The sequence below is a fragment of the Streptomyces sp. NPDC002328 genome, assembly GCF_042890065.1.
GTDB lineage: Bacteria > Actinomycetota > Actinomycetes > Streptomycetales > Streptomycetaceae > Streptomyces.
Window position 1 is genome coordinate 167,369 of sequence record NZ_JBIARQ010000010.1, and the last position, 19,123, is coordinate 186,491.

General features: G+C 71.8%; 11 protein-coding genes. 9 read left to right on the plus strand and 2 right to left on the minus strand.

The genetic code is table 11. The annotated features are described in order from the left end of the window. The first annotated feature begins 198 nt into the window (after window positions 1-198). Together smc and ACFYX4_RS24765 are read left to right on the plus strand one after the other, a co-directional pair. The gene (gene smc / locus ACFYX4_RS24760) at window positions 199-3,801 is read left to right on the plus strand and encodes a chromosome segregation protein SMC (RefSeq protein ID WP_389337279.1); all 3,603 of its coding nucleotides are present in this window, start codon (window positions 199-201) and stop codon (window positions 3,799-3,801) included. Window positions 3,802-4,007: 206 nt separating this feature from the next. Next, entirely contained in the window at window positions 4,008-5,426 is a 1,419-nt protein-coding gene (locus ACFYX4_RS24765; RefSeq protein ID WP_389337282.1) for a sugar porter family MFS transporter, read from the plus strand. A gap of 102 nt (window positions 5,427-5,528) precedes the next feature. Here the strand turns inward: ACFYX4_RS24765 and ACFYX4_RS24770 are convergent, their stop codons facing one another. Further along, window positions 5,529-6,497: an LLM class flavin-dependent oxidoreductase gene (locus tag ACFYX4_RS24770; protein ID WP_389337285.1), complete on the minus strand. Its 969-nt coding sequence runs from the start codon at window positions 6,495-6,497 to the stop codon at window positions 5,529-5,531. Window positions 6,498-6,631: 134 nt separating this feature from the next. Between ACFYX4_RS24770 and ftsY the strand changes: the two genes are divergently transcribed. Beyond that, window positions 6,632-7,834 carry a signal recognition particle-docking protein FtsY gene (gene ftsY / locus ACFYX4_RS24775; protein ID WP_389337288.1) on the plus strand — a complete coding sequence of 401 codons (1,203 nt, stop codon included), beginning with the start codon at window positions 6,632-6,634 and terminating at the stop codon, window positions 7,832-7,834. A 267-nt stretch (window positions 7,835-8,101) separates the two neighbouring features. Here ftsY and ACFYX4_RS24780 read toward each other — a convergent pair whose 3' ends face one another. Beyond that, window positions 8,102-8,758, minus strand: a complete 657-nt coding sequence (locus ACFYX4_RS24780; RefSeq protein ID WP_389337292.1) for a bifunctional DNA primase/polymerase — start codon at window positions 8,756-8,758, stop codon at window positions 8,102-8,104. A 449-nt stretch (window positions 8,759-9,207) separates the two neighbouring features. On the opposite strand from ACFYX4_RS24780, the gene ACFYX4_RS24785 reads away from it, so the two are divergent. The 6 genes from ACFYX4_RS24785 (at window position 9,208) to ftsH (ending at window position 19,061) form a co-directional block, all read left to right on the plus strand. Then, window positions 9,208-10,698, plus strand: coding sequence for a hypothetical protein (locus ACFYX4_RS24785; protein WP_389337295.1), 1,491 nt, complete (start codon window positions 9,208-9,210; stop codon window positions 10,696-10,698). A 396-nt stretch (window positions 10,699-11,094) separates the two neighbouring features. Beyond that, complete coding sequence (locus ACFYX4_RS24790; RefSeq protein WP_389337298.1) at window positions 11,095-12,435, plus strand: ammonium transporter; 1,341 nt, start codon at window positions 11,095-11,097, stop codon at window positions 12,433-12,435. Next, a complete protein-coding gene (locus ACFYX4_RS24795; protein WP_003997576.1) occupies window positions 12,432-12,770 on the plus strand; it encodes a P-II family nitrogen regulator in 339 nt (112 codons plus the stop codon). Before ACFYX4_RS24790 ends, ACFYX4_RS24795 begins: the two co-directional genes overlap by 4 nt. A 26-nt stretch (window positions 12,771-12,796) precedes the next feature. Next, window positions 12,797-15,253 carry a [protein-PII] uridylyltransferase gene (locus ACFYX4_RS24800; protein ID WP_389337301.1) on the plus strand — a complete coding sequence of 819 codons (2,457 nt, stop codon included), beginning with the start codon at window positions 12,797-12,799 and terminating at the stop codon, window positions 15,251-15,253. A 220-nt stretch (window positions 15,254-15,473) separates the two neighbouring features. Continuing rightward, window positions 15,474-17,024: a signal recognition particle protein gene (gene ffh, locus ACFYX4_RS24805; RefSeq protein WP_389337304.1), complete on the plus strand. Its 1,551-nt coding sequence runs from the start codon at window positions 15,474-15,476 to the stop codon at window positions 17,022-17,024. A gap of 102 nt (window positions 17,025-17,126) precedes the next feature. Continuing rightward, the gene (gene ftsH / locus ACFYX4_RS24810) at window positions 17,127-19,061 is read left to right on the plus strand and encodes an ATP-dependent zinc metalloprotease FtsH (protein ID WP_389337307.1); all 1,935 of its coding nucleotides are present in this window, start codon (window positions 17,127-17,129) and stop codon (window positions 19,059-19,061) included. The last annotated feature ends 62 nt before the right edge of the window (window positions 19,062-19,123 follow it).

Consider the following 19,123-nt stretch of genomic DNA (forward strand, 5'->3'; position numbering starts at 1 on the left):
GCGTCGGACCGCTAAAGTTGTCAGAAGTTGCAAGGGACGCCTCGGCGTCCCTTCTTTCTTCCCCCGCTCCCCGCCCCGCCCGTTTCGTTCCCCCGCGCATCCTTTCAGTCTCTTTAACGAATGGTGTGCCCTGCGCGTTCATGGGTGAAACCGCGGGTTCATCGAGCGGGACACCCCCGGAAGGTAGAGTCCAGCGCCGTGCACCTCAAGGCCCTGACCCTCCGAGGGTTCAAGTCTTTCGCCTCGGCGACCACACTCCGCTTCGAGCCGGGCATCACGTGCGTCGTCGGACCGAACGGCTCGGGCAAGTCCAACGTCGTGGACGCGCTCAGCTGGGTCATGGGCGAGCAGGGCGCCAAGTCGCTGCGCGGCGGCAAGATGGAGGACGTCATCTTCGCCGGCACCACCGGCCGCCCCCCGCTGGGCCGCGCCGAGGTGTCCCTGACCATCGACAACTCCGACGGGGCCCTGCCCATCGAGTACGCCGAGGTCACCATCACGCGGATCATGTTCCGCAACGGCGGCAGCGAATACCAGATCAACGGCGACACCTGCCGGCTCCTCGACATCCAGGACCTGCTGTCCGACTCCGGCATCGGCCGCGAGATGCACGTCATCGTCGGCCAGGGCCAGCTCGACTCCGTCCTGCACGCCGACCCCATGGGCCGCCGCGCCTTCATCGAGGAGGCGGCGGGCGTCCTCAAGCACCGCAAGCGCAAGGAGAAGGCGCTCAGGAAACTGGACGCCATGCAGGCCAACCTCGCGCGCGTGCAGGACCTGACGGACGAACTGCGCCGCCAGCTCAAGCCGCTCGGCCGGCAGGCCGCGGTCGCGCGCAGGGCCGCCGTCATCCAGGCCGACCTGCGCGACGCCCGCCTCCGCCTCCTCGCCGACGACCTCGTCCGGCTGCGGGAGGCCCTGAGCGCCGAGGTCGCCGACGAGGCCGCGCTGAAGGAACGCAAGGAAGCGGCAGAGCAGGAGCTGAGGAAGGCCCTCCAGCGGGAGGCGCTCCTCGAGGACGAGGTCCGCCGGCTCACCCCCCGCCTCCAGCGCGCCCAGCAGACCTGGTACGAGCTGTCCCAGCTCGCCGAACGCGTCCGCGGCACGATCTCGCTGGCCGACGCGCGCGTGAAGAGCGCCACCTCAGCTCCCCCCGAGGAGCGGCGCGGCCGCGACCCCGAGGACATGGAGCGCGAGGCCGCCCGCGTCCGCGAACAGGAAGCCGAACTGGAGGCCGCCCTGGAAGCGGCCCAGCGGGCACTCGACGACACCGTCGCCCACCGTGCCGACCTGGAGCGCGAGCTCGCCGTCGAGGAACGGCGGCTGAAGGACGCCGCCCGCGCGATCGCCGACCGGCGTGAGGGCCTCGCCCGGCTGCACGGCCAGGTCAACGCGGCCCGCTCGCGCGCCGCCTCCGCCCAGGCCGAGATCGACCGCCTGGCCTCCGCCCGGGACGAGGCCCGCGACCGGGCCGTCGCCGCCCAGGAGGAGTACGAGGCGCTGAAGGCCGAGGTCGACGGCCTCGACGCCGAGGACGCCGAACTCGCCGAGCGGCACGAGGCGGCGAGAAGACAGCTCGCCGAGGCGGAGGCCGCCCTGACCGCCGCCCGCGAGGCGTCCACCGCCGCCGAACGCAGACGGGCCGCGACCCAGGCCCGCCACGAGGCCCTCGCGATGGGCCTGCGCCGCAAGGACGGCACGGGCGCGCTGCTCGACGCGCGGGACCGCCTCACCGGTCTGCTCGGCCCCGCAGCGGAACTCCTCACCGTCACCCCCGGCCACGAGGTCGCCCTCGCCGCGGCCTTCGGCGCCGCCGCCGACGCCCTCGCCGTCACCACCCCGTCCGCGGCGGCCGACGCCATCCGCCTCCTGCGCAAACAGGACGCCGGCCGAGCGTCCCTGCTGCTGACGGGCGCACCGGAGGACCTGCCGGGAGAGGCCGGGGACGCGTCGGAATCGGCCGGCGTCGTCACCTCCGGATCCGCCGGCTCCGGCAGCGGGCTTTCCTTCGCCGCCGATCTCGTCCGGGCGCCGCTCGAGCTGATGCCCGCCGTGCGGCGGCTGCTGAAGGGGATCGTGGTCGTCGGGACGCTCGAGGACGCCGAGGATCTGGTCGCGTCGCGGCCCGGCCTGACCGCCGTCACCGCCGAAGGCGACCTGCTCGGGGCGTACTTCGCGCACGGCGGGTCGGCCGGGGCGCCCAGTCTGCTGGAGGTGCAGGCCTCCGTGGACGAGGCCGCCGCCGAGCTGGAGGAGCTGGCGGTGCGGTGCGAGGAGCTGACCGAGGCGCAGCACACGGCCGCGGAGCGGCGCGGGCGGTGCGCGGCACTCGTCGAGGAGGCGGGGGAGCGGCGGCGGGCCGCCGAACGGGAGAAGTCGGGCGTGGCCCAGCAGTTGGGCCGGCTCGCGGGACAGGCGCGGGGCGCCGCGGGGGAGGCCGAGCGGTCCACCGCGGCGGCGGCCCGCGCGCAGGAGGCGCTCGACCGGGCCGTGGAGGAGGCCGAGGAACTGGCCGAGCGGCTGGCCGTGGCCGAGGAGATGCCCGTGGAGGAGGAGCCGGACACCTACGCCCGGGACCGGCTCGCCGCCGACGGGGCCAACGCGCGGCAGACCGAGATGGAGGCGCGCCTCCAGGTCCGTACGCACGAGGAGCGGGTCAAGGGGCTGGCCGGGCGGGCCGACTCGCTGGACCGGGCGGCCCGCGCGGAGCGTGAGGCACGCGCGCGTGCCGAGCAGCGGCGGGCGCGGCTGCGGCACGAGGCCGCCGTCGCGGAGGCCGTCGCCTCCGGTGCCCGGCAACTGCTGGCGCACGTCGAGGTGTCGCTGCGGCGGGCCGACGAGGAGCGCGTCGCGGCCGAGGCCGCCAAGGCGCTGCGCGAGCGGGAACTGGCCGCCGCCCGTACCGCCGGACGCGATCTCAAGGCGGAACTCGACAAGTTGACGGATTCAGTCCACCGAGGCGAGGTACTAGGAGCGGAGAAGCGGCTGCGGATCGAGCAGCTGGAGACCAAGGCGCTGGAGGAGCTCGGTGTCGAACCGGCAGGGCTCGTGTCCGAGTACGGACCGCATCAGCTCGTCCCGCCCTCGCCCCCCGCCGAGGGCGAGCAGCTGCCCGAGGACCCCGAGCACCCGCGCAACCGGCCCCGCCCCTTCGCACGGGCCGAGCAGGAGAAGCGGCTGAAGGCCGCGGAACGGGCGTACCAGCAGCTCGGCAAGGTGAACCCGCTGGCCCTGGAGGAGTTCGCCGCGCTGGAGGAGCGCCACCAGTTCCTCAGTGAGCAGCTGGAGGACCTGAAGAAGACCCGGGCCGACCTGCTTCAGGTGGTGAAGGAGGTCGACGAGCGGGTCGAGCAGGTCTTCACCGAGGCGTTCCGCGACACCGCCCGTGAGTTCGAGGGCGTGTTCAGCCGGCTGTTCCCCGGTGGCGAGGGGCGGCTGATCCTGACCGACCCCGACAACATGCTCACCACGGGCGTGGACGTCGAGGCCCGGCCGCCGGGCAAGAAGGTCAAGCGGCTGTCGCTGCTGTCCGGCGGGGAGCGGTCGCTGACGGCCGTCGCGATGCTGGTGTCGATCTTCAAGGCACGGCCCAGTCCGTTCTATGTCATGGACGAGGTCGAGGCCGCGCTCGACGACACCAACCTCCAGCGGCTGATCCGGATCATGGAGGAGCTCCAGGAGTCCTCGCAGCTGATCGTGATCACGCATCAGAAGCGCACGATGGAGGTCGCCGACGCGCTCTACGGCGTCTCCATGCAGGGTGACGGCGTGTCCAAGGTGATCTCGCAGCGGCTCCGCTGATCGAAAGATCGAAGGCGGCCACCCCCTTCCCCTTCAAGTATTGAACATACCTCCTTCACTCGTGCCTCTTTTCTCACACACGTGCAGGTGTTGACTTCGATACTTGAAGGCATAGTCTCGGCAACGTTGCTTTTACCTTCAGGTACCGCCTACCTCGAAGGGCTGACCCACACCGGCAGCGTTGCTGGTGGCCCGAGGAGTTGAACGTGACCAGCACAGCGCAGGCACCCAAGTCAGGAGCCGCAACGGCTCATCCCGATCATCTCGGGCACGTCATCTTCATCGCCGCGGCGGCCGCCATGGGCGGCTTCCTCTTCGGCTACGACAGCTCCGTGATCAACGGCGCCGTCGAAGCCGTCCGCGACCGCTACGACATCGGCTCCGCGGCTCTGGCCCAGGTCATCGCCGTCGCCCTGATCGGCTGCGCCGTCGGCGCAGCGACCGCCGGCCGCATAGCCGACCGCATCGGCCGCATCCGCTGCATGCAGATCGCCGCCGCCCTGTTCACGGTGAGCGCCGTCGGCTCGGCCCTGCCCTTCTCGCTGTGGGACCTCGCCTTCTGGCGCGTCGTCGGCGGCTTCGCCATCGGCATGGCCTCCGTCATCGGCCCGGCCTACATCGCCGAGGTCGCCCCGCCCGCCTACCGCGGCCGGCTCGGCTCCTTCCAGCAGGCCGCGATCGTCGTCGGCATCGCCGTGTCGCAGCTGGTCAACTGGGGTCTGCTGAACGCTGCCGGCGGCGACCAGCGCGGTGAGCTGATGGGCCTGGAGGCCTGGCAGGTCATGCTCGGCGTCATGGTCGTCCCGGCCGTCCTGTACGGCCTGCTCTCCTTCGCCATCCCCGAGTCCCCGCGCTTCCTGATCTCCGTCGGCAAGCGGGAGCGCGCCCGGGAGATCCTCCAGGAGGTCGAGGGCAAGGACGTAGACTTCGACGCCCGGATCGCCGAGATCGAGCACGCCATGAAGAGCGAGCACAAGTCCAGCTTCCGGGACCTGCTCGGCGGCTCCTTCTTCTTCAAGCCGATCGTCTGGATCGGCATCGGCCTGTCGGTCTTCCAGCAGTTCGTCGGCATCAACGTCGCGTTCTACTACTCCTCGACGCTGTGGCAGTCGGTCGGCGTCGACCCGGCGGACTCGTTCTTCTACTCGTTCACCACGTCGATCATCAACATCGTCGGCACCGTGATCGCCATGATCTTCGTGGACCGCGTCGGCCGTAAGCCGCTCGCCGTCATCGGCTCCGTCGGCATGGTCATCGGCCTCGCGCTGGAGGCCTGGGCCTTCTCCTACGACCTGGTCGACGGCAGGCTCCCGGCCACCCAGGGCTGGATCGCCCTCATCGCCGCCCACGTGTTCGTCCTCTTCTTCGCCCTGTCCTGGGGCGTGGTCGTCTGGGTCTTCCTCGGCGAGATGTTCCCCAACCGGATCCGCGCCGCCGCGCTCGGCGTCGCCGCCTCCGCGCAGTGGATCGCCAACTGGGCCATCACCGCGAGCTTCCCGTCGCTGGCCGACTGGAACCTCTCCCTCACCTACGTGATCTACGCGGCCTTCGCCGCCCTCTCCATCCCGTTCGTCCTCAAGTACGTCAAGGAGACGAAGGGCAAGTCCCTGGAGGAGATGGGCTGAGCCTCGCATCGAGGCCCCCGCACTCGAGGAGAAGGGCCAAGTCCCCGCCGCCCCTCTCCTCGACACCCGTGAGACGCACCGCCCCGGCTCGGACCGAACAGGTCACGCGAGCCGGGGCAGTGCGTCCTCGCAGAACAGGCGCAGGCTCCGCCAGCCCTCCTCCAGGGGCATCCCGCCCGCCAGCGGATGCAGGACCAGGTTGTCCAGCCCCTGAGCCGCGCACTCCTCCGGAGTGAGGACGCGGTACACGCCCTCCGCGCGCAGCTCCTCCACCGACGTGGCCGCCGAACGCACCGCCGAGCGGATCTCCGGCGACTGCCAGGAGGCGTAGGTGCGGGCCTCGTGCAGGAAGTGCTCGCCGTACTCGGCCCACGCCCGGTCCGGGTCCTCGGCGAGGTGCAGCAACGGGGTCTCCGCCGCCGGCATCATCACCCAGCCCTCGGTGCCGTACTCCACCAGCCGCTCCTTGTAGTACGCCTCCAGCTCCGGCAGATGCGCGCTGGGGAAGAACGGCAGCCCGAGCCGCGCGGCCCGGCGGGCGGCGGCCCGGGACGAGCCCCCGACCAGGAGCAGCGGATGCGGCTCGGTGCCCGGCCGCGGGGTCACCCGCACCGTACGGCCCCGGTACACGAACTCCTCGCCGGTCCAGGCCCGCACCAGCGTCTCCAGCAACTCGTCCTGGAGCCGCCCCCGCCGCTTCCAGTCCACCCCCGCACGCGCGTACTCCTCGGGCCGGTACCCGATCCCGGCCACGGTGACCAGCCGGCCGCCGCTCAGCAGATCCAGCACGGCGATGTCCTCGGCCAGCCGCAGCGGATCGTGCAGCGGGCCGATCACCGCCGAGACCGTGACCGCCAGCCGCCGCGTCGCCCCGAGGACCGCGCCCGCGAAGGCGAACGGCGAAGGCAGCCAGTTGTTCTCGACGCCGTGGTGCTCCTCCGTCTGGACGGTGGTGACCCCGTGCTCGTCGGCGTACGCGGCCATCTCCAGGGCCGCCCGGTAGCGCGCGCCGAGCTCGGCCGGGGAGGCGCCGGGGGCGACGAGGTTGAAACGGACGACGGTCACGGGCATGGAAGGCCCCCCTTCGGGCGTGGAGGTGAGGACGTTAGCTGACGGACCGTCAGGTAGCCAGAGCCGGGCAGTGCCCCGTTCGGACGCGTGGGCAGCCGACCCGGCGGGGAGGGGTCGCGCATACTGGACGCGTTATGGACATCGTCATCCTTGCTGTAGTCATCGCCGTGGTCGTCCTCGGCGCGCTCGGCGGGCTCATCGTCGGCAGCCGGCGGAAGAAGCCGCTGCCTCCGCCGCCCCCCGCCGCGCCCGACATCACGGCGCCTCCGGCCGAGCCGCACGTCGGCGACGAGGCCGAGACGCCGCGCGACGAACCGCGCCGCACCATAGAGGAGGTGGACCTCCCGGGCGGCGGCGCTCCCACCGCCGTCGAGGAGCCTCCCGTCGTCGAGGCTCCCCCGATCGAGATCCCGGAGCCCACCGCGGGGCGGCTCGTCCGCCTCCGCGCCCGCCTCTCCCGCTCCCAGACCGCCCTCGGCAAGGGCCTGCTCACGCTGCTCTCGCGCGAGCACCTCGACGAGGACACCTGGGAGGAGATCGAGGACACCCTGCTCACCGCCGACGTCGGCGTGCAGCCCACCCAGGAGCTCGTCGAACGGCTGCGCGAGCGGGTGAAGGTGCTCGGCACCCGCACCCCCGTGGAGCTGCGCGGCCTGCTGCGCGAGGAGCTGCTCAAGCTGGTCGGCACCGACTTCGACCGTGTCGTCAAGACCGAGCCCGAGGACCGCAAGCCCGGCATCGTGATGGTCGTCGGCGTCAACGGCACCGGCAAGACCACCACCACCGGCAAGCTCGCGCGCGTGCTCGTCGCGGACGGCCGCACCGTTGTCCTGGGCGCCGCCGACACCTTCCGCGCCGCCGCCGCCGACCAGCTCCAGACCTGGGGCGAGCGCGTCGGAGCCCACACCGTGCGCGGTCCCGAGGCCGGCGACCCCGCCTCCGTGGCCTTCGACGCGGTCAAGGAAGGCAAGGAGATGGGCGTCGACGTCGTCCTCATCGACACCGCCGGCCGACTGCACACCAAGACCGGGCTCATGGACGAGCTCGGCAAGGTCAAGCGCGTCGTCGAGAAGCACGCCCCGCTCGACGAGGTGCTGCTCGTCCTCGACGCCACCACCGGGCAGAACGGACTCGTCCAGGCACGGGTCTTCGCCGAGGTCGTCGACATCACCGGCATCGTGCTGACCAAGCTGGACGGCACGGCCAAGGGCGGCATCGTCGTCGCGGTCCAGCGCGAGCTGGGCGTGCCGGTCAAGCTGATCGGTCTGGGCGAGGGCGCGGACGACCTGGCGCCGTTCGAGCCGGAGGCCTTCGTCGACGCGCTCATCGGGGACTAGTTGGCCCTCCTGTCCGTCGAGAAACGACCCGCACATCGAGAAGGGCCCCGCCGCATGGTGCAGATGCGGTGGGGCCCTTCGCTGTGCGGCCGACGCGGCCGACGGCCGGCGGGTGAGGTGGGTGCCTGGGCGACGCGCGTGACCTGTGTGCCTGCGAGGCCCGCGTCACCTGCGTGTCCGCGCGGCCCGCGCGGCCCGCGCGAACCGCGTGACCGGCGCGAACCGGCGCGAACCGCGCGACCGGCGTGAACCGGTGAGCTGCGCGGCCTACGCGCGTGAACGGTGTGCCACGTACGCCAGGGTCCCCAGCAGCAGCCTCGCCTCCGGCGGCCGGGTCGCCGAGTCCAGGGCGGGCGGGCGCAGCCAGCGCACCGGGCCGAGGCCCGCCCGGTCCGAGGGCGGCGCGGTGATGTGCGTGCCGGGGCCGAGGCCGCGCAGGTCCAGGGCGGCCGGGTCGTCCCAGCCCATCCGGTAGAGCAGGCCGGCGAGCTCGGCGGCGGCCCCGGGGGCGACCAGGAACTGGGCGCGGCCCTCGGGGGTGGCGGTCACCGGTCCGAGGGGGAGCCCCATGCGTTCGAGGCGGACCAGGGCGTGCCGCCCGGCCGGCTCGGCCACCTCGACCACGTCGAAGGCCTGTCCGACGGGCAGCATCACCGAGGCCCCGGGGAACTCCGCCCAGGCGCGCACCGCGTCGTCGAGCGTGGCGCCGGCGGGGACCCGCGGCGCGAACTCCAGGGGATGCGCGCCCGGTGCGGCGCAGTCGCGGCGACCGCACGAGCACGCGCCCGCCGCGGCCCGCGCGCCCGGAACCACGTCCCAGCCCCACAGCCCGGTGAACTCGGCGACGGCGGTGCACTCGGACGAGCGACCGCGCCTGCGCGCGCTGGAGCGGATCTCGCGAATGCCGCCGATCGTGAAGCCCATGCCCCCTCCAACGGGTCCGGCGCACCGATGGTTACGTAACGGATGTACTCAGTGACTCTGCGTACTCACGGCTTCCCGGGAGTCGCCGTTTTCAGGCGGCGTCCGGAAGCACTCCGGGTGGTGTGTTCAGCTGTGCACGCCCCTGAGTGCTCCGCTACGCCCACTCCCGGCCGTCCTATGTCAAGTGAATCGCGGACGCGCCATCGTGAGTTCATTCGAAGGGGTGGCGAATGGTGGCGTTTCCGGGATCGCCGTGGCTGGACGCGTGATCGTAGGATTACTTTGTGTGTGCGAGGCCCGGGGGCACATGCCCCTGTGGATATGCCGGAAGCAAGTCGGCCAGCTGTTCGAAGGGTGAGAACCGGCGGACGGCGGGCCCTATTTACCGGCATTCTGATAAGGCTTGGCGCACCGAAGCGACAAGTGGTCTCAGGGATGGGGGCGTTCCAGTGAGCGGCAACAGCGGTAGTGGGGCGAGTGCTGGGAGCGCTGCGCCCGCCGACAAGCGCCCCAACGAGCTGCTCGCGTCCTGGTTCGTGCGCAGCGGCTGGTCGAAGGGCGAACTGGCCCGCCAGGTCAACCGCCGGGCCCGCCAATTGGGCGCCGGCCACATCTCCACGGACACCTCCCGGGTGCGCCGCTGGCTGGACGGCGAGAACCCCCGCGAGCCCATCCCCAAGATCCTCTCCGAGCTGTTCTCCGAGCGGTTCGGCTGTGTCGTCTCCGTCGAGGACCTCGGTCTGCGCACCGCGCGGCAGGCGCCCGCCGCCACAGGTGTCGACCTTCCCTGGACGGGCCCGCAGACGGTGGCTCTCCTCAGCGAGTTCTCGCGCAGCGACCTGATGCTGGCGCGGCGCGGCTTCCTCGGAACCTCGCTGGCCCTGTCCGCGGGCCCGTCCCTCATCGAGCCCATGCAGCGCTGGCTCGTCCCCTCGCCGCCCTCCCCGCCGGTGGACGAGCCCCTGCCGACCAGCCGCGCGCGCGGGCGGCTGTCCAAACCCGAGCTGGACCTGCTGGAGTCCACCACCGTGATGTTCCGGCAGTGGGACGCCCAGTGCGGCGGCGGACTGCGCCGCAAGGCGGTCGTCGGACAGCTCCACGAGGTGACGGACCTCCTCCAGGAGCCCCAGCCCGAGGCCACCGCCCGCCGGCTCTTCAAGGTCGCCGCCGAACTCGCCGAGCTGGCCGGCTGGATGAGCTACGACGTGGGGCTCCAGCCCACCGCGCAGAAGTACTTCGTCCTCGCCCTGCACGCCGCCAAGGAGGCCGGCGACCGGCCGCTCGGCTCGTACATCCTGTCCAGCATGAGCCGCCAGATGATCCACCTGGGACGGCCCGATGACGCCCTGGAGCTGATCCACCTCGCCCAGTACGGCAGCCGGGAGTCGGCGGGCCCGCGCACCCAGTCGATGCTGTATGCGATGGAGGCCCGCGCCTACGCCAACATGGGGCAGCCCGGACGCTGCAAGCGGGCGGTCCGGATGGCCGAGGACACCTTCGCCGACGCACAGGAGTGGGACGAGCCCGACCCCGACTGGATCCGCTTCTTCTCCGAGGCCGAGCTGTACGGCGAGAACTCCCACTCCTACCGCGACCTCGCCTATGTCGCCGGCCGCAGCCCCGCCTACGCCTCACTGGCCGAGCCCCTGATGCAGAGGGCCGTCGACCTGTTCGCGAAGGACACCGACCACGCGCGCTCGTACGTGCTCAACCTGATCGGGATGGCCACCGTCCATCTGCTGCGGAGCGAGCCCGAACAGAGCGCGGTGCTCGCCGCGCAGGCCATGAAGGAAGCCAAGAAGGTCCGCTCCGAACGGGTGAACACTCGTATCCGAAAGACCGTCGACTCCGCGGTCCGCGACTTCGGGGACCTCACCGAGGTCGTCGACCTCACCGACCGGCTCGCCGTCGAACTGCCGGAGACCGCCGAAGCCGTCTGACGACCCGGCGCCACGCCCCACCCGGCACCACCCCGGAGCGACTCCCGGGACAACTCCATGACCCCGGCCGCGGCCGGCCCTCCCGAACAGCCCGACTCGGCTCCCCCATGCCAGGTCATCGGAAGGCCGCCCGCGGCCGGTCCCTTCTCCCGAGTCGCCCGTCAGCCCTCCCGAGTCGCCCTTCAGCGAAGGTTGCGCCACGATAACGATCGGCTCGGGCGATATCCGGCAGTTCATCGACGCGTAACACGCACAGCACCTTCGTCACGGCGGCGAAACAACGAGGGGCCTCCACCGAAACCGCGCTGCGCCAATCTCATGGCGCATAACCGGCCCACCCCTCAATCCGCACAGGCTTCGCCCGCACGGGGCCGTACCTACGACGAGGAGACGCCGATGGCATCAGCCATCACGCTTGCGGCGGACGCACCCACGCTGTCGTCCGCGAACACAGGCTTCATGCTCATCTGTTCCGCACTGGTGATGCTCATGACACCCGGCCTGGCCTTCTTCTACGGAGGCATGGTCCGCGTCAAGAGCACCCTGAACATGCTGATGATGAGCTTCATCAGCCTCGGGATCGTCACCATCCTGTGGGTGCTGTACGGCTTCTCCCTCGCCTTCGGCACCGACTCCGGCAGCCTCATCGGCTGGAACTCGGACTGGGTCGGCCTCAGCAACATCGGCCTGACCGAGCTCTGGGACGGATACACCATCCCCGTCTTCGTGTTCCTGGTCTTCCAGCTGATGTTCGCCATCATCACGCCCGCCCTGATCAGCGGCGCCCTCGCCGACCGCGTGAAGTTCAGCGCCTGGGCGCTGTTCGTCGCCCTGTGGGCCACGGTCGTCTACTTCCCGGTCGCCCACTGGGTCTGGGGCGCCGGCGGCTGGGCCTTCGAGCTCGGCGTCATCGACTTCGCCGGCGGCACGGCCGTCCACATCAACGCCGGCGCCGCGGCCCTCGGCGTGATCCTGGTCATCGGCAAGCGCGTCGGCTTCAAGAAGGACCCGATGCGCCCGCACAGCCTCCCGCTGGTCATGCTCGGCGCCGGTCTGCTGTGGTTCGGCTGGTTCGGCTTCAACGCCGGCTCCTGGCTCGGCAACGACGACGGCGTCGGCGCGCTGATGTTCGTCAACACCCAGATCGCCACCGCCGCCGCCATGCTGGCCTGGCTGATCTACGAGAAGATCCGCCACGGCGCGTTCACCACCCTGGGCGCCGCCTCCGGCGCGGTCGCCGGCCTGGTCGCCATCACCCCCGCGGGCGGCGCGGTCTCCCCGCTCGGCGCGATCGCCGTCGGCGCGATCGCCGGTGTCCTGTGCGCCTTGGCCGTCGGCCTGAAGTACAAGTTCGGCTACGACGACTCCCTCGACGTCGTCGGCGTCCACCTCGTCGGCGGTGTCCTCGGCTCCCTGCTGATCGGCTTCTTCGCCACCGGAAAGGGCCAGTCCACCGCGACCGGCGTCTTCTACGGCGACCACAACTTCGACCAGCTGTGGAAGCAGCTCGCGGGTGTCGGCGGCGTCCTCGCCTACTCGCTGATCGCCTCCGCGATCCTCGCCCTCATCCTCGACAAGACGATCGGCATGCGCGTCTCCGAGGACGACGAGGTCGCCGGCATCGACCAGGCCGAGCACGCGGAGACCGCATACGACTTCAGCGGCGCCGGCGGCGGCGCCCGCACGAGCGCCGCCCCGGCCCCCGTGCCCGACACCGCCAAGAAGGTGGACGCATGAAGCTCATCACCGCCGTCGTCAAGCCCCACCGGCTCGACGAGATCAAGGAAGCCCTCCAGGCCTTCGGCGTGCACGGCCTGACGGTCACCGAGGCCAGCGGCTACGGTCGTCAGCGGGGCCACACCGAGGTCTACCGCGGCGCCGAGTACACGGTCGACCTGGTTCCCAAGATCCGCATCGAGGTGCTGGCCGAGGACGACGACGCCGAGCAGCTGATCGACGTCATCGTCAAGGCGGCCCGCACCGGCAAGATCGGCGACGGCAAGGTCTGGTCCCTCCCGGTCGAGACGGCCGTACGGGTCCGCACCGGCGAGCGCGGCCCGGACGCGCTCTGACGGCAGAACAGAACAGGAGTCACTGGGTGACGAGTACGGACGTGCGGAAAGAAGCAGAGGACTCGGGACCCAGCGGCTACGCGGCGGCCCGGCTGCGCCTCCTCACCGAGGAGGCGCGGTCCGGGCCGCCGCGCCGTACGGCCCTGTCCGAACTGACCGACGACTGGCTCGCGGGACTGTTCACCGCGGGCGCCGAGAACCTGAGGGGCGTGTCGCTGGTCGCCGTCGGCGGCTACGGCCGCGGCGAGCTGTCCCCGCGCAGCGACCTCGACCTGCTCCTGCTGCACGACGGCAGCGACCCCGAGGCCGTCGCCGGCCTCGCCGACCGCCTCTGGTACCCGGTGTGGGACCTGGGCCTCGCCCTCGACCACTCCGTGCGCACCCCGGCCGAGGCCCGCAAGACCGCCGGCGAGGACCTCAAGGCCCACCTCGGCCTCCTCGACGCCCGCCACCTCGCGGGCGACCTCGGACTGACGGCGGGCCTGCGCACCGCCGTCCTCGCCGACTGGCGCAACCAGGCGCCCAAACGCCTGCCCCAGCTCCAGGAGCTCTGCGCCGAGCGCGCCGAACGCCAGGGCGAACTCCAGTACCTGCTGGAACCCGACCTGAAGGAGGCCCGCGGCGGACTCAGGGACGCCACCGCCCTGCGCGCCGTCGCCGCCTCCTGGCTCGCCGACGCGCCCCGCGAGGGACTCGACGACGCCCGCCGCCGGCTCCTCGACGTCCGGGACGCCCTCCACCTGACGACCGGCCGCGCCACCGACCGCCTCGCCCTCCAGGAACAGGACCAGGTCGCCGCCGAACTCGGCCTCCTCGACGCCGACACCCTCCTGCGCCAGGTCTACGAGGCCGCACGGGTCGTCTCCTACGCCAGCGACGTCACCTGGCGCGAAGTGGGGCGCGTGCTCAAGTCGCGCGCCGTGCGGCCCCGGCTGCGCGCCATGCTGGGCGGCGGCAAACCGGTCGCCGAACGGTCCCCCCTCGCCGAAGGAGTGGTCGAACAGGACGGCGAGGTCGTCCTCGCCCGAGCCGCACGCCCCGAACGCGACCCCGTGCTCCCGCTGCGCGCCGCGGCCGCCGCCGCCCAGGCCGGCCTGCCGCTCTCCCTGCACGCCGTACGCCGCCTCGCCGCCACCGTGCGCCCCCTGCCCGCGCCCTGGCCCGCCGAGGCACGCGAGCAACTGGTCACCCTGCTCGGCTCCGGCCGGCCCACCGTCGAGGTCTGGGAGGCGCTGGAGGCCGAGGGCCTCATCACCCGGCTGCTGCCCGACTGGGAGCGGGTCCGCTGCCGGCCGCAGCGCAACGCCGTCCACATCTGGACCGTCGACCGGCACCTCATCGAGACCGCCGTCCGCGCCTCCGAGTTCACCCGCCGCGTCAGCCGCCCCGACCTCCTCCTCGTCGCCGCGCTGCTGCACGACATCGGCAAGGGCTGGCCCGGCGACCACTCCGTGGCCGGCGAGATCATCGCCAAGGACGTCGCCGCCCGCATCGGCTTCGACCGCGCCGACGTCGCCGTCCTGTCCACCCTCGTCCGCCATCACCTGCTGCTCGTCGACACCGCCACCCGACGCGACCTGGAGGACCCGGCCACCGTCCGCTCGGTCGCCGAGGCCGTCGGCTCCCCGGGCACGCTCGAACTGCTGCACGCCCTGACCGAGGCGGACGCCCTCGCCACCGGACCGGCCGCCTGGTCCTCCTGGCGCGGCTCACTCGTCGCCGACCTGGTCAGACGGGTCGCGGCGGTCCTCGCGGGAGACGAGCCGGAAGAACCCGAGGCCGCCGCGGCCACCGCCGAACAGGAACGGCTCGCCATCGAGGCCGTCGCCACCGGCAGCCCGGTGCTCGCGCTGCGCGCCCAGACCGAGCCGCCCGCCGACCCCACGGCGGATCAGACGCCGGGCGACCCCGAGCCGCTCGGCGTGGAACTCCTCATCGCCGTGCCCGACCAGCCCGGCGTGCTCCCCGCGCTCGCCGGCGTCCTCGCCATGCACCGGCTGACCGTGCGCACGGCGGAACTGCGCGCCCTGGACCTGCCCTCCGGCGTCGAGGGCTCCGTCCTCCTGCTGAACTGGCGCGTCGCCGCCGAGTACGGATCCCTGCCCCAGGCGGCCCGGCTCCGCGCCGACCTGGTCCGCGCGCTGGACGGCTCGCTGGACATCGCGGGCCGGCTCGCGGAACGCGACGCCGCCTACCCCCGCCGCCGGGGCGTGATCGCGCCGCCGCCGCGCGTGACGGTGGCCCCGGCGGCCTCCCGCCACGCCACCGTGATCGAGGTCCGCGCCCAGGACGCACCCGGGCTGCTGTTCCGGATCGGACGGGCGCTGGAGGACGCGGGGGTGCGGATGCGCAGCATGCACGTCTCGACGTTGGGGTCGAACGCGGTTGATGCTTTCTATGTGACGACCATCGGCGGGTTGCCGTTGGCAGGAGACGAGGCGGCTTCGGCAGCGCGAAAGCTCGAGGAGACGCTGCGGGCGTGACTTCGGGGCGGGTCACGCGTTGACCGCAGCGTGCTCCCCGCTTCCGCGGGGATGGTCCAGCGTCGACCGCGTTGGCACCCAGCGTGGTCACATGGTCCCCGCCGACGCGGGGCTTCCGCCCTCGCCTGCTGTGTTCAGCGGGCGGGGGCGATTTGCTTGCGGGGCCGGATACCCTGGAGGGCAGCCCAGACTGTCGCCGACCCCAAGGACCGACGCCGCCGTGTTCGATACCCTCTCAGACCGCCTCAGCGCGACTTTCAAAAACCTCCGCGGCAAAGGCAGGCTGACCGAGGCGGACATCGACGCCACCGCGCGCGAGATCCGCATCGCGCTCCTCGAAGCGGACGTGGCCCTTCCCGTCGTGCGGACGTTCATCAAGAACGTCAAGGAGCGTGCCCTCGGCGCCGACGTCTCCCGGGCGCTCAACCCGGCCCAGCAGGTCCTCAAGATCGTCAACGAGGAACTCGTCACCATCCTCGGCGGCGAGACCCGGCGCCTGCGCTTCGCCAAGCAGCCGCCCACGGTCATCATGCTGGCCGGTCTCCAGGGCGCCGGTAAGACCACGCTCGCGGGCAAGCTCGGCCGCCACCTGAAGGAGCAGGGCCACTCGCCGCTGCTCGTCGCCTGTGACCTCCAGCGCCCCAACGCCGTCAACCAGCTGAGCGTCGTCGCCGAGCGCGCCGGCGTGGCCGTCTACGCGCCGCAGCCTGGCAACGGCGTCGGCGACCCGGTCCAGGTCGCCAAGGACTCCATCGACTTCGCGAAGTCCCGCGTCCACGACATCGTGATCGTGGACACCGCCGGCCGCCTGGGCATCGACCAGGAGATGATGCAGCAGGCCGCCGACATCAGGGACGCGGTCGGCCCCGACGAGATCCTGTTCGTCGTCGACGCGATGATCGGTCAGGACGCGGTCAACACCGCCGAGGCCTTCCGTGACGGCGTCGGCTTCGACGGCGTGGTGCTCTCCAAGCTCGACGGTGACGCGCGCGGTGGCGCCGCCCTGTCGATCCGGCAGATCACCGGCAAGCCGATCATGTTCGCGTCGAACGGCGAGAAGCTCGAGGACTTCGACGCGTTCCACCCGGACCGGATGGCCTCCCGCATCCTCGACATGGGTGACCTGCTCACCCTGATCGAGCAGGCGGAGAAGACGTTCAGCCAGGAAGAGGCCCAGAAGATGGCCTCGAAGCTGGCGTCCAAGAAGGGCCAGGACTTCACCCTGGACGACTTCCTGGCCCAGATGGAGCAGGTCAGGAAGATGGGCAGCATCAGCAAGCTGCTCGGCATGCTGCCCGGGATGGGGCAGATCAAGGACCAGATCAACAACCTCGACGAGCGGGACGTCGACCGTACGGCCGCGATCATCAAGTCGATGACCCCGGGCGAGCGCCAGGACCCGACGATCATCAACGGCTCGCGCCGCGCCCGTATCGCCAAGGGCTCCGGTGTCGACGTCAGCGCCGTGAAGGGCCTGGTCGAGCGGTTCTTCGAGGCCCGCAAGATGATGTCCCGCATGGCCCAGGGCGGCGGCATGCCCGGGATGCCGGGGATGCCGGGCATGGGCGGCGGCCCCGGCCGCACCAAGAAGCAGCCGAAGAAGGCCAAGGGCAAGCAGCGCTCCGGCAACCCGATGAAGCGCAAGCAGCAGGAGCAGGAGGAGGCGGAGCGCAGGGCCGCCGCCGGGCAGGGCGGCGCCTTCGGTCTGCCGGGCCAGCAGGGCGGCCAGGACTTCGAGCTGCCGGACGAGTTCAAGAAGTTCATGGGCTGAGAGCTCAGGGGCTGACATTCGTACGGTTCTGAGGGCGTCCTTCCGCGAGGGAGGGCGCCCTCAGCGCGTGCCATGGCCCGCTGTGTGCCGTAACGTCCAGATATGAGCGATGCCGCGCCGCCGCGCAGGGCCCCTGACCAGCCGTGGCGCACGGAGGGCACTCCGGACGAGCCGCCAGGGCGGTCCGGCGGCAAGAAGACGCGCGGCCGCTGGTGGGGTCTCGCCGTCACCGCGGTGATCGTCTTCCTGCTGGCGTACATCGGGCTGAACTACCTCGACGAGGGCGACGGGCCGACGATCTCGTACACCGAGTTCAGCAAGCAGGTCGACGCGGGCAACGTCGAGAAGATCTACTCCAAGGGCGACGCGATCGAGGGCCAGCTCAAGCAGGCCCGGGACGATCCCGACGGCGGCGGCGAGTACACGCGGTTCCGGACGCAGCGGCCGGCCTTCGCGGACGACGACCTCTGGCAGAGCCTGGACCGGCGCGATGTCACGGTGACCGCGCAGCCGGTGGTGCAGCAGCGCGGTCTGCTGTCCAACCTGTTGATCTCGCTGGTGCCGATCGTGGTGCTGGTCGCGGTGTGGATCTTCGTCGCCCGGCGGTTCGGCGGGGGGCTCGGGGGCGCGGGCGGCATGCTCGGGCGCAAGGCGCCGCCCAAACCGGTCGAGCTGAGGTCCGGCACGCAGCGCACGACGTTCGCCGACGTGGCCGGGATCGACGAGGTCAAGGGCGAGCTGGATGATGTGGTCGACTTCCTGGAGCATCCGGACGCCTATCGCAGGATGGGCGCGAAGATGCCCCGGGGTGTGCTGCTGGCGGGTTCGCCCGGCACCGGGAAGACGCTGCTGGCGCGCGCGGTGGCGGGGGAGGCGGGGGTGCCGTTCTTCTCGGCGTCCGCGTCGGAGTTCATCGAGATGATCGTCGGTGTGGGCGCGTCCCGGGTCCGGGAGCTGTTCGCCGAGGCGCGCAAGGTCGCGCCGTCGATCATCTTCATCGACGAGATCGACACGATCGGGCGGGTGCGCGGCGGCGGCGCGTCGGTGAGCGGTCACGACGAGCGGGAGCAGACGCTCAACCAGATCCTGACGGAGATGGACGGATTCTCCGGGTCGGAGGGCGTGATCGTCATCGCGGCGACGAACCGGGCCGACATCCTGGACCCGGCGCTGACCCGGCCCGGCCGGTTCGACCGGGTGGTCAACGTGTCCCCGCCGGACCGGGGCGGGCGGGAGGCGATCCTGCGGATCCACACGCGGGGGATCCCGCTCGCCGCGGACGTGGATCTGACGCAGGTGGCCCGTACGACGCCGGGCATGACGGGTGCGGATCTGGCCAATCTCGCCAACGAGGCGGCTCTGCTCGCGGTGAAGCGCAAGCAGGACCAGGTGACGTCGTCGGATCTGTCGGAGGCGTTGGAGAAGGTGCAGCTGGGGGCCGAGCGCACGCTGGTGATGCCGGAGGAGGACCGCCGTCGCACCGCCTATCACGAGAGCGGGCACGCGCTCCTCGGCATGCTCCAGCCGGGCGCGGACCCCGTCCGCAAGGTCACCATCGTGCCGCGCGGGCGTGCGCTGGGGGTGACGATGTCGACGCCGGAGGTGGAGCGGTACGCGCTGTCGGAGGAGTATCTGCGCGGTCGCATCATCGGCGCTCTGGGCGGGATGGCGGCGGAGCAGGTGATCTACGGGGTGGTCACGACCGGGGCGGAGAACGACCTGGAGCAGGTCACCAACATCGCGCGGGGCATGGTCGCGCGGTGGGGGATGAGCGAGCGCGTGGGCCGTCTCTCCGCGCTCCCGAACGACGCCCAGCAGGCCTACGGGCTGGCTGCCGCGCCGCAGACCCTCGATGTGATCGACGACGAGATGCGGCGCATCGTGGAGGAGTGCTACGCGGAGGCCGATCGCAAACTCCGCGATCACCGCGGGCAGTTGGACGCGCTGGCGGAGGCGTTGCTGGAGCACGAGACGCTGGAGGAGGCGGACGCGTACCGCATCGCGGGGATCACCCGGCTGACGAAGGGCGAGGGGTGAAGTCCGGGTGGCCCACGTGGACCGGTCGTCCGCGCGCTCGGTTCTCGGGCCGTCCGTGCGGT

Bases quoted from the DNA above. Each gene is read 5' to 3' on its own strand.
- ACFYX4_RS24790 (WP_389337298.1), top strand. From the start codon at position 11,095: ATGGCATCAGCCATCACGCTTGCGGCGGACGCACCCACGCTGTCGTCC.
- ACFYX4_RS24780 (WP_389337292.1), bottom strand. From the start codon at position 8,758: ATGGGCTTCACGATCGGCGGCATTCGCGAGATCCGCTCCAGCGCGCGC.
- ftsY (WP_389337288.1), top strand. From the start codon at position 6,632: ATGGACATCGTCATCCTTGCTGTAGTCATCGCCGTGGTCGTCCTCGGC.
- ACFYX4_RS24770 (WP_389337285.1), bottom strand. From the start codon at position 6,497: ATGCCCGTGACCGTCGTCCGTTTCAACCTCGTCGCCCCCGGCGCCTCC.
- ftsH (WP_389337307.1), top strand. From the start codon at position 17,127: ATGAGCGATGCCGCGCCGCCGCGCAGGGCCCCTGACCAGCCGTGGCGC.
- ACFYX4_RS24795 (WP_003997576.1), top strand. From the start codon at position 12,432: ATGAAGCTCATCACCGCCGTCGTCAAGCCCCACCGGCTCGACGAGATC.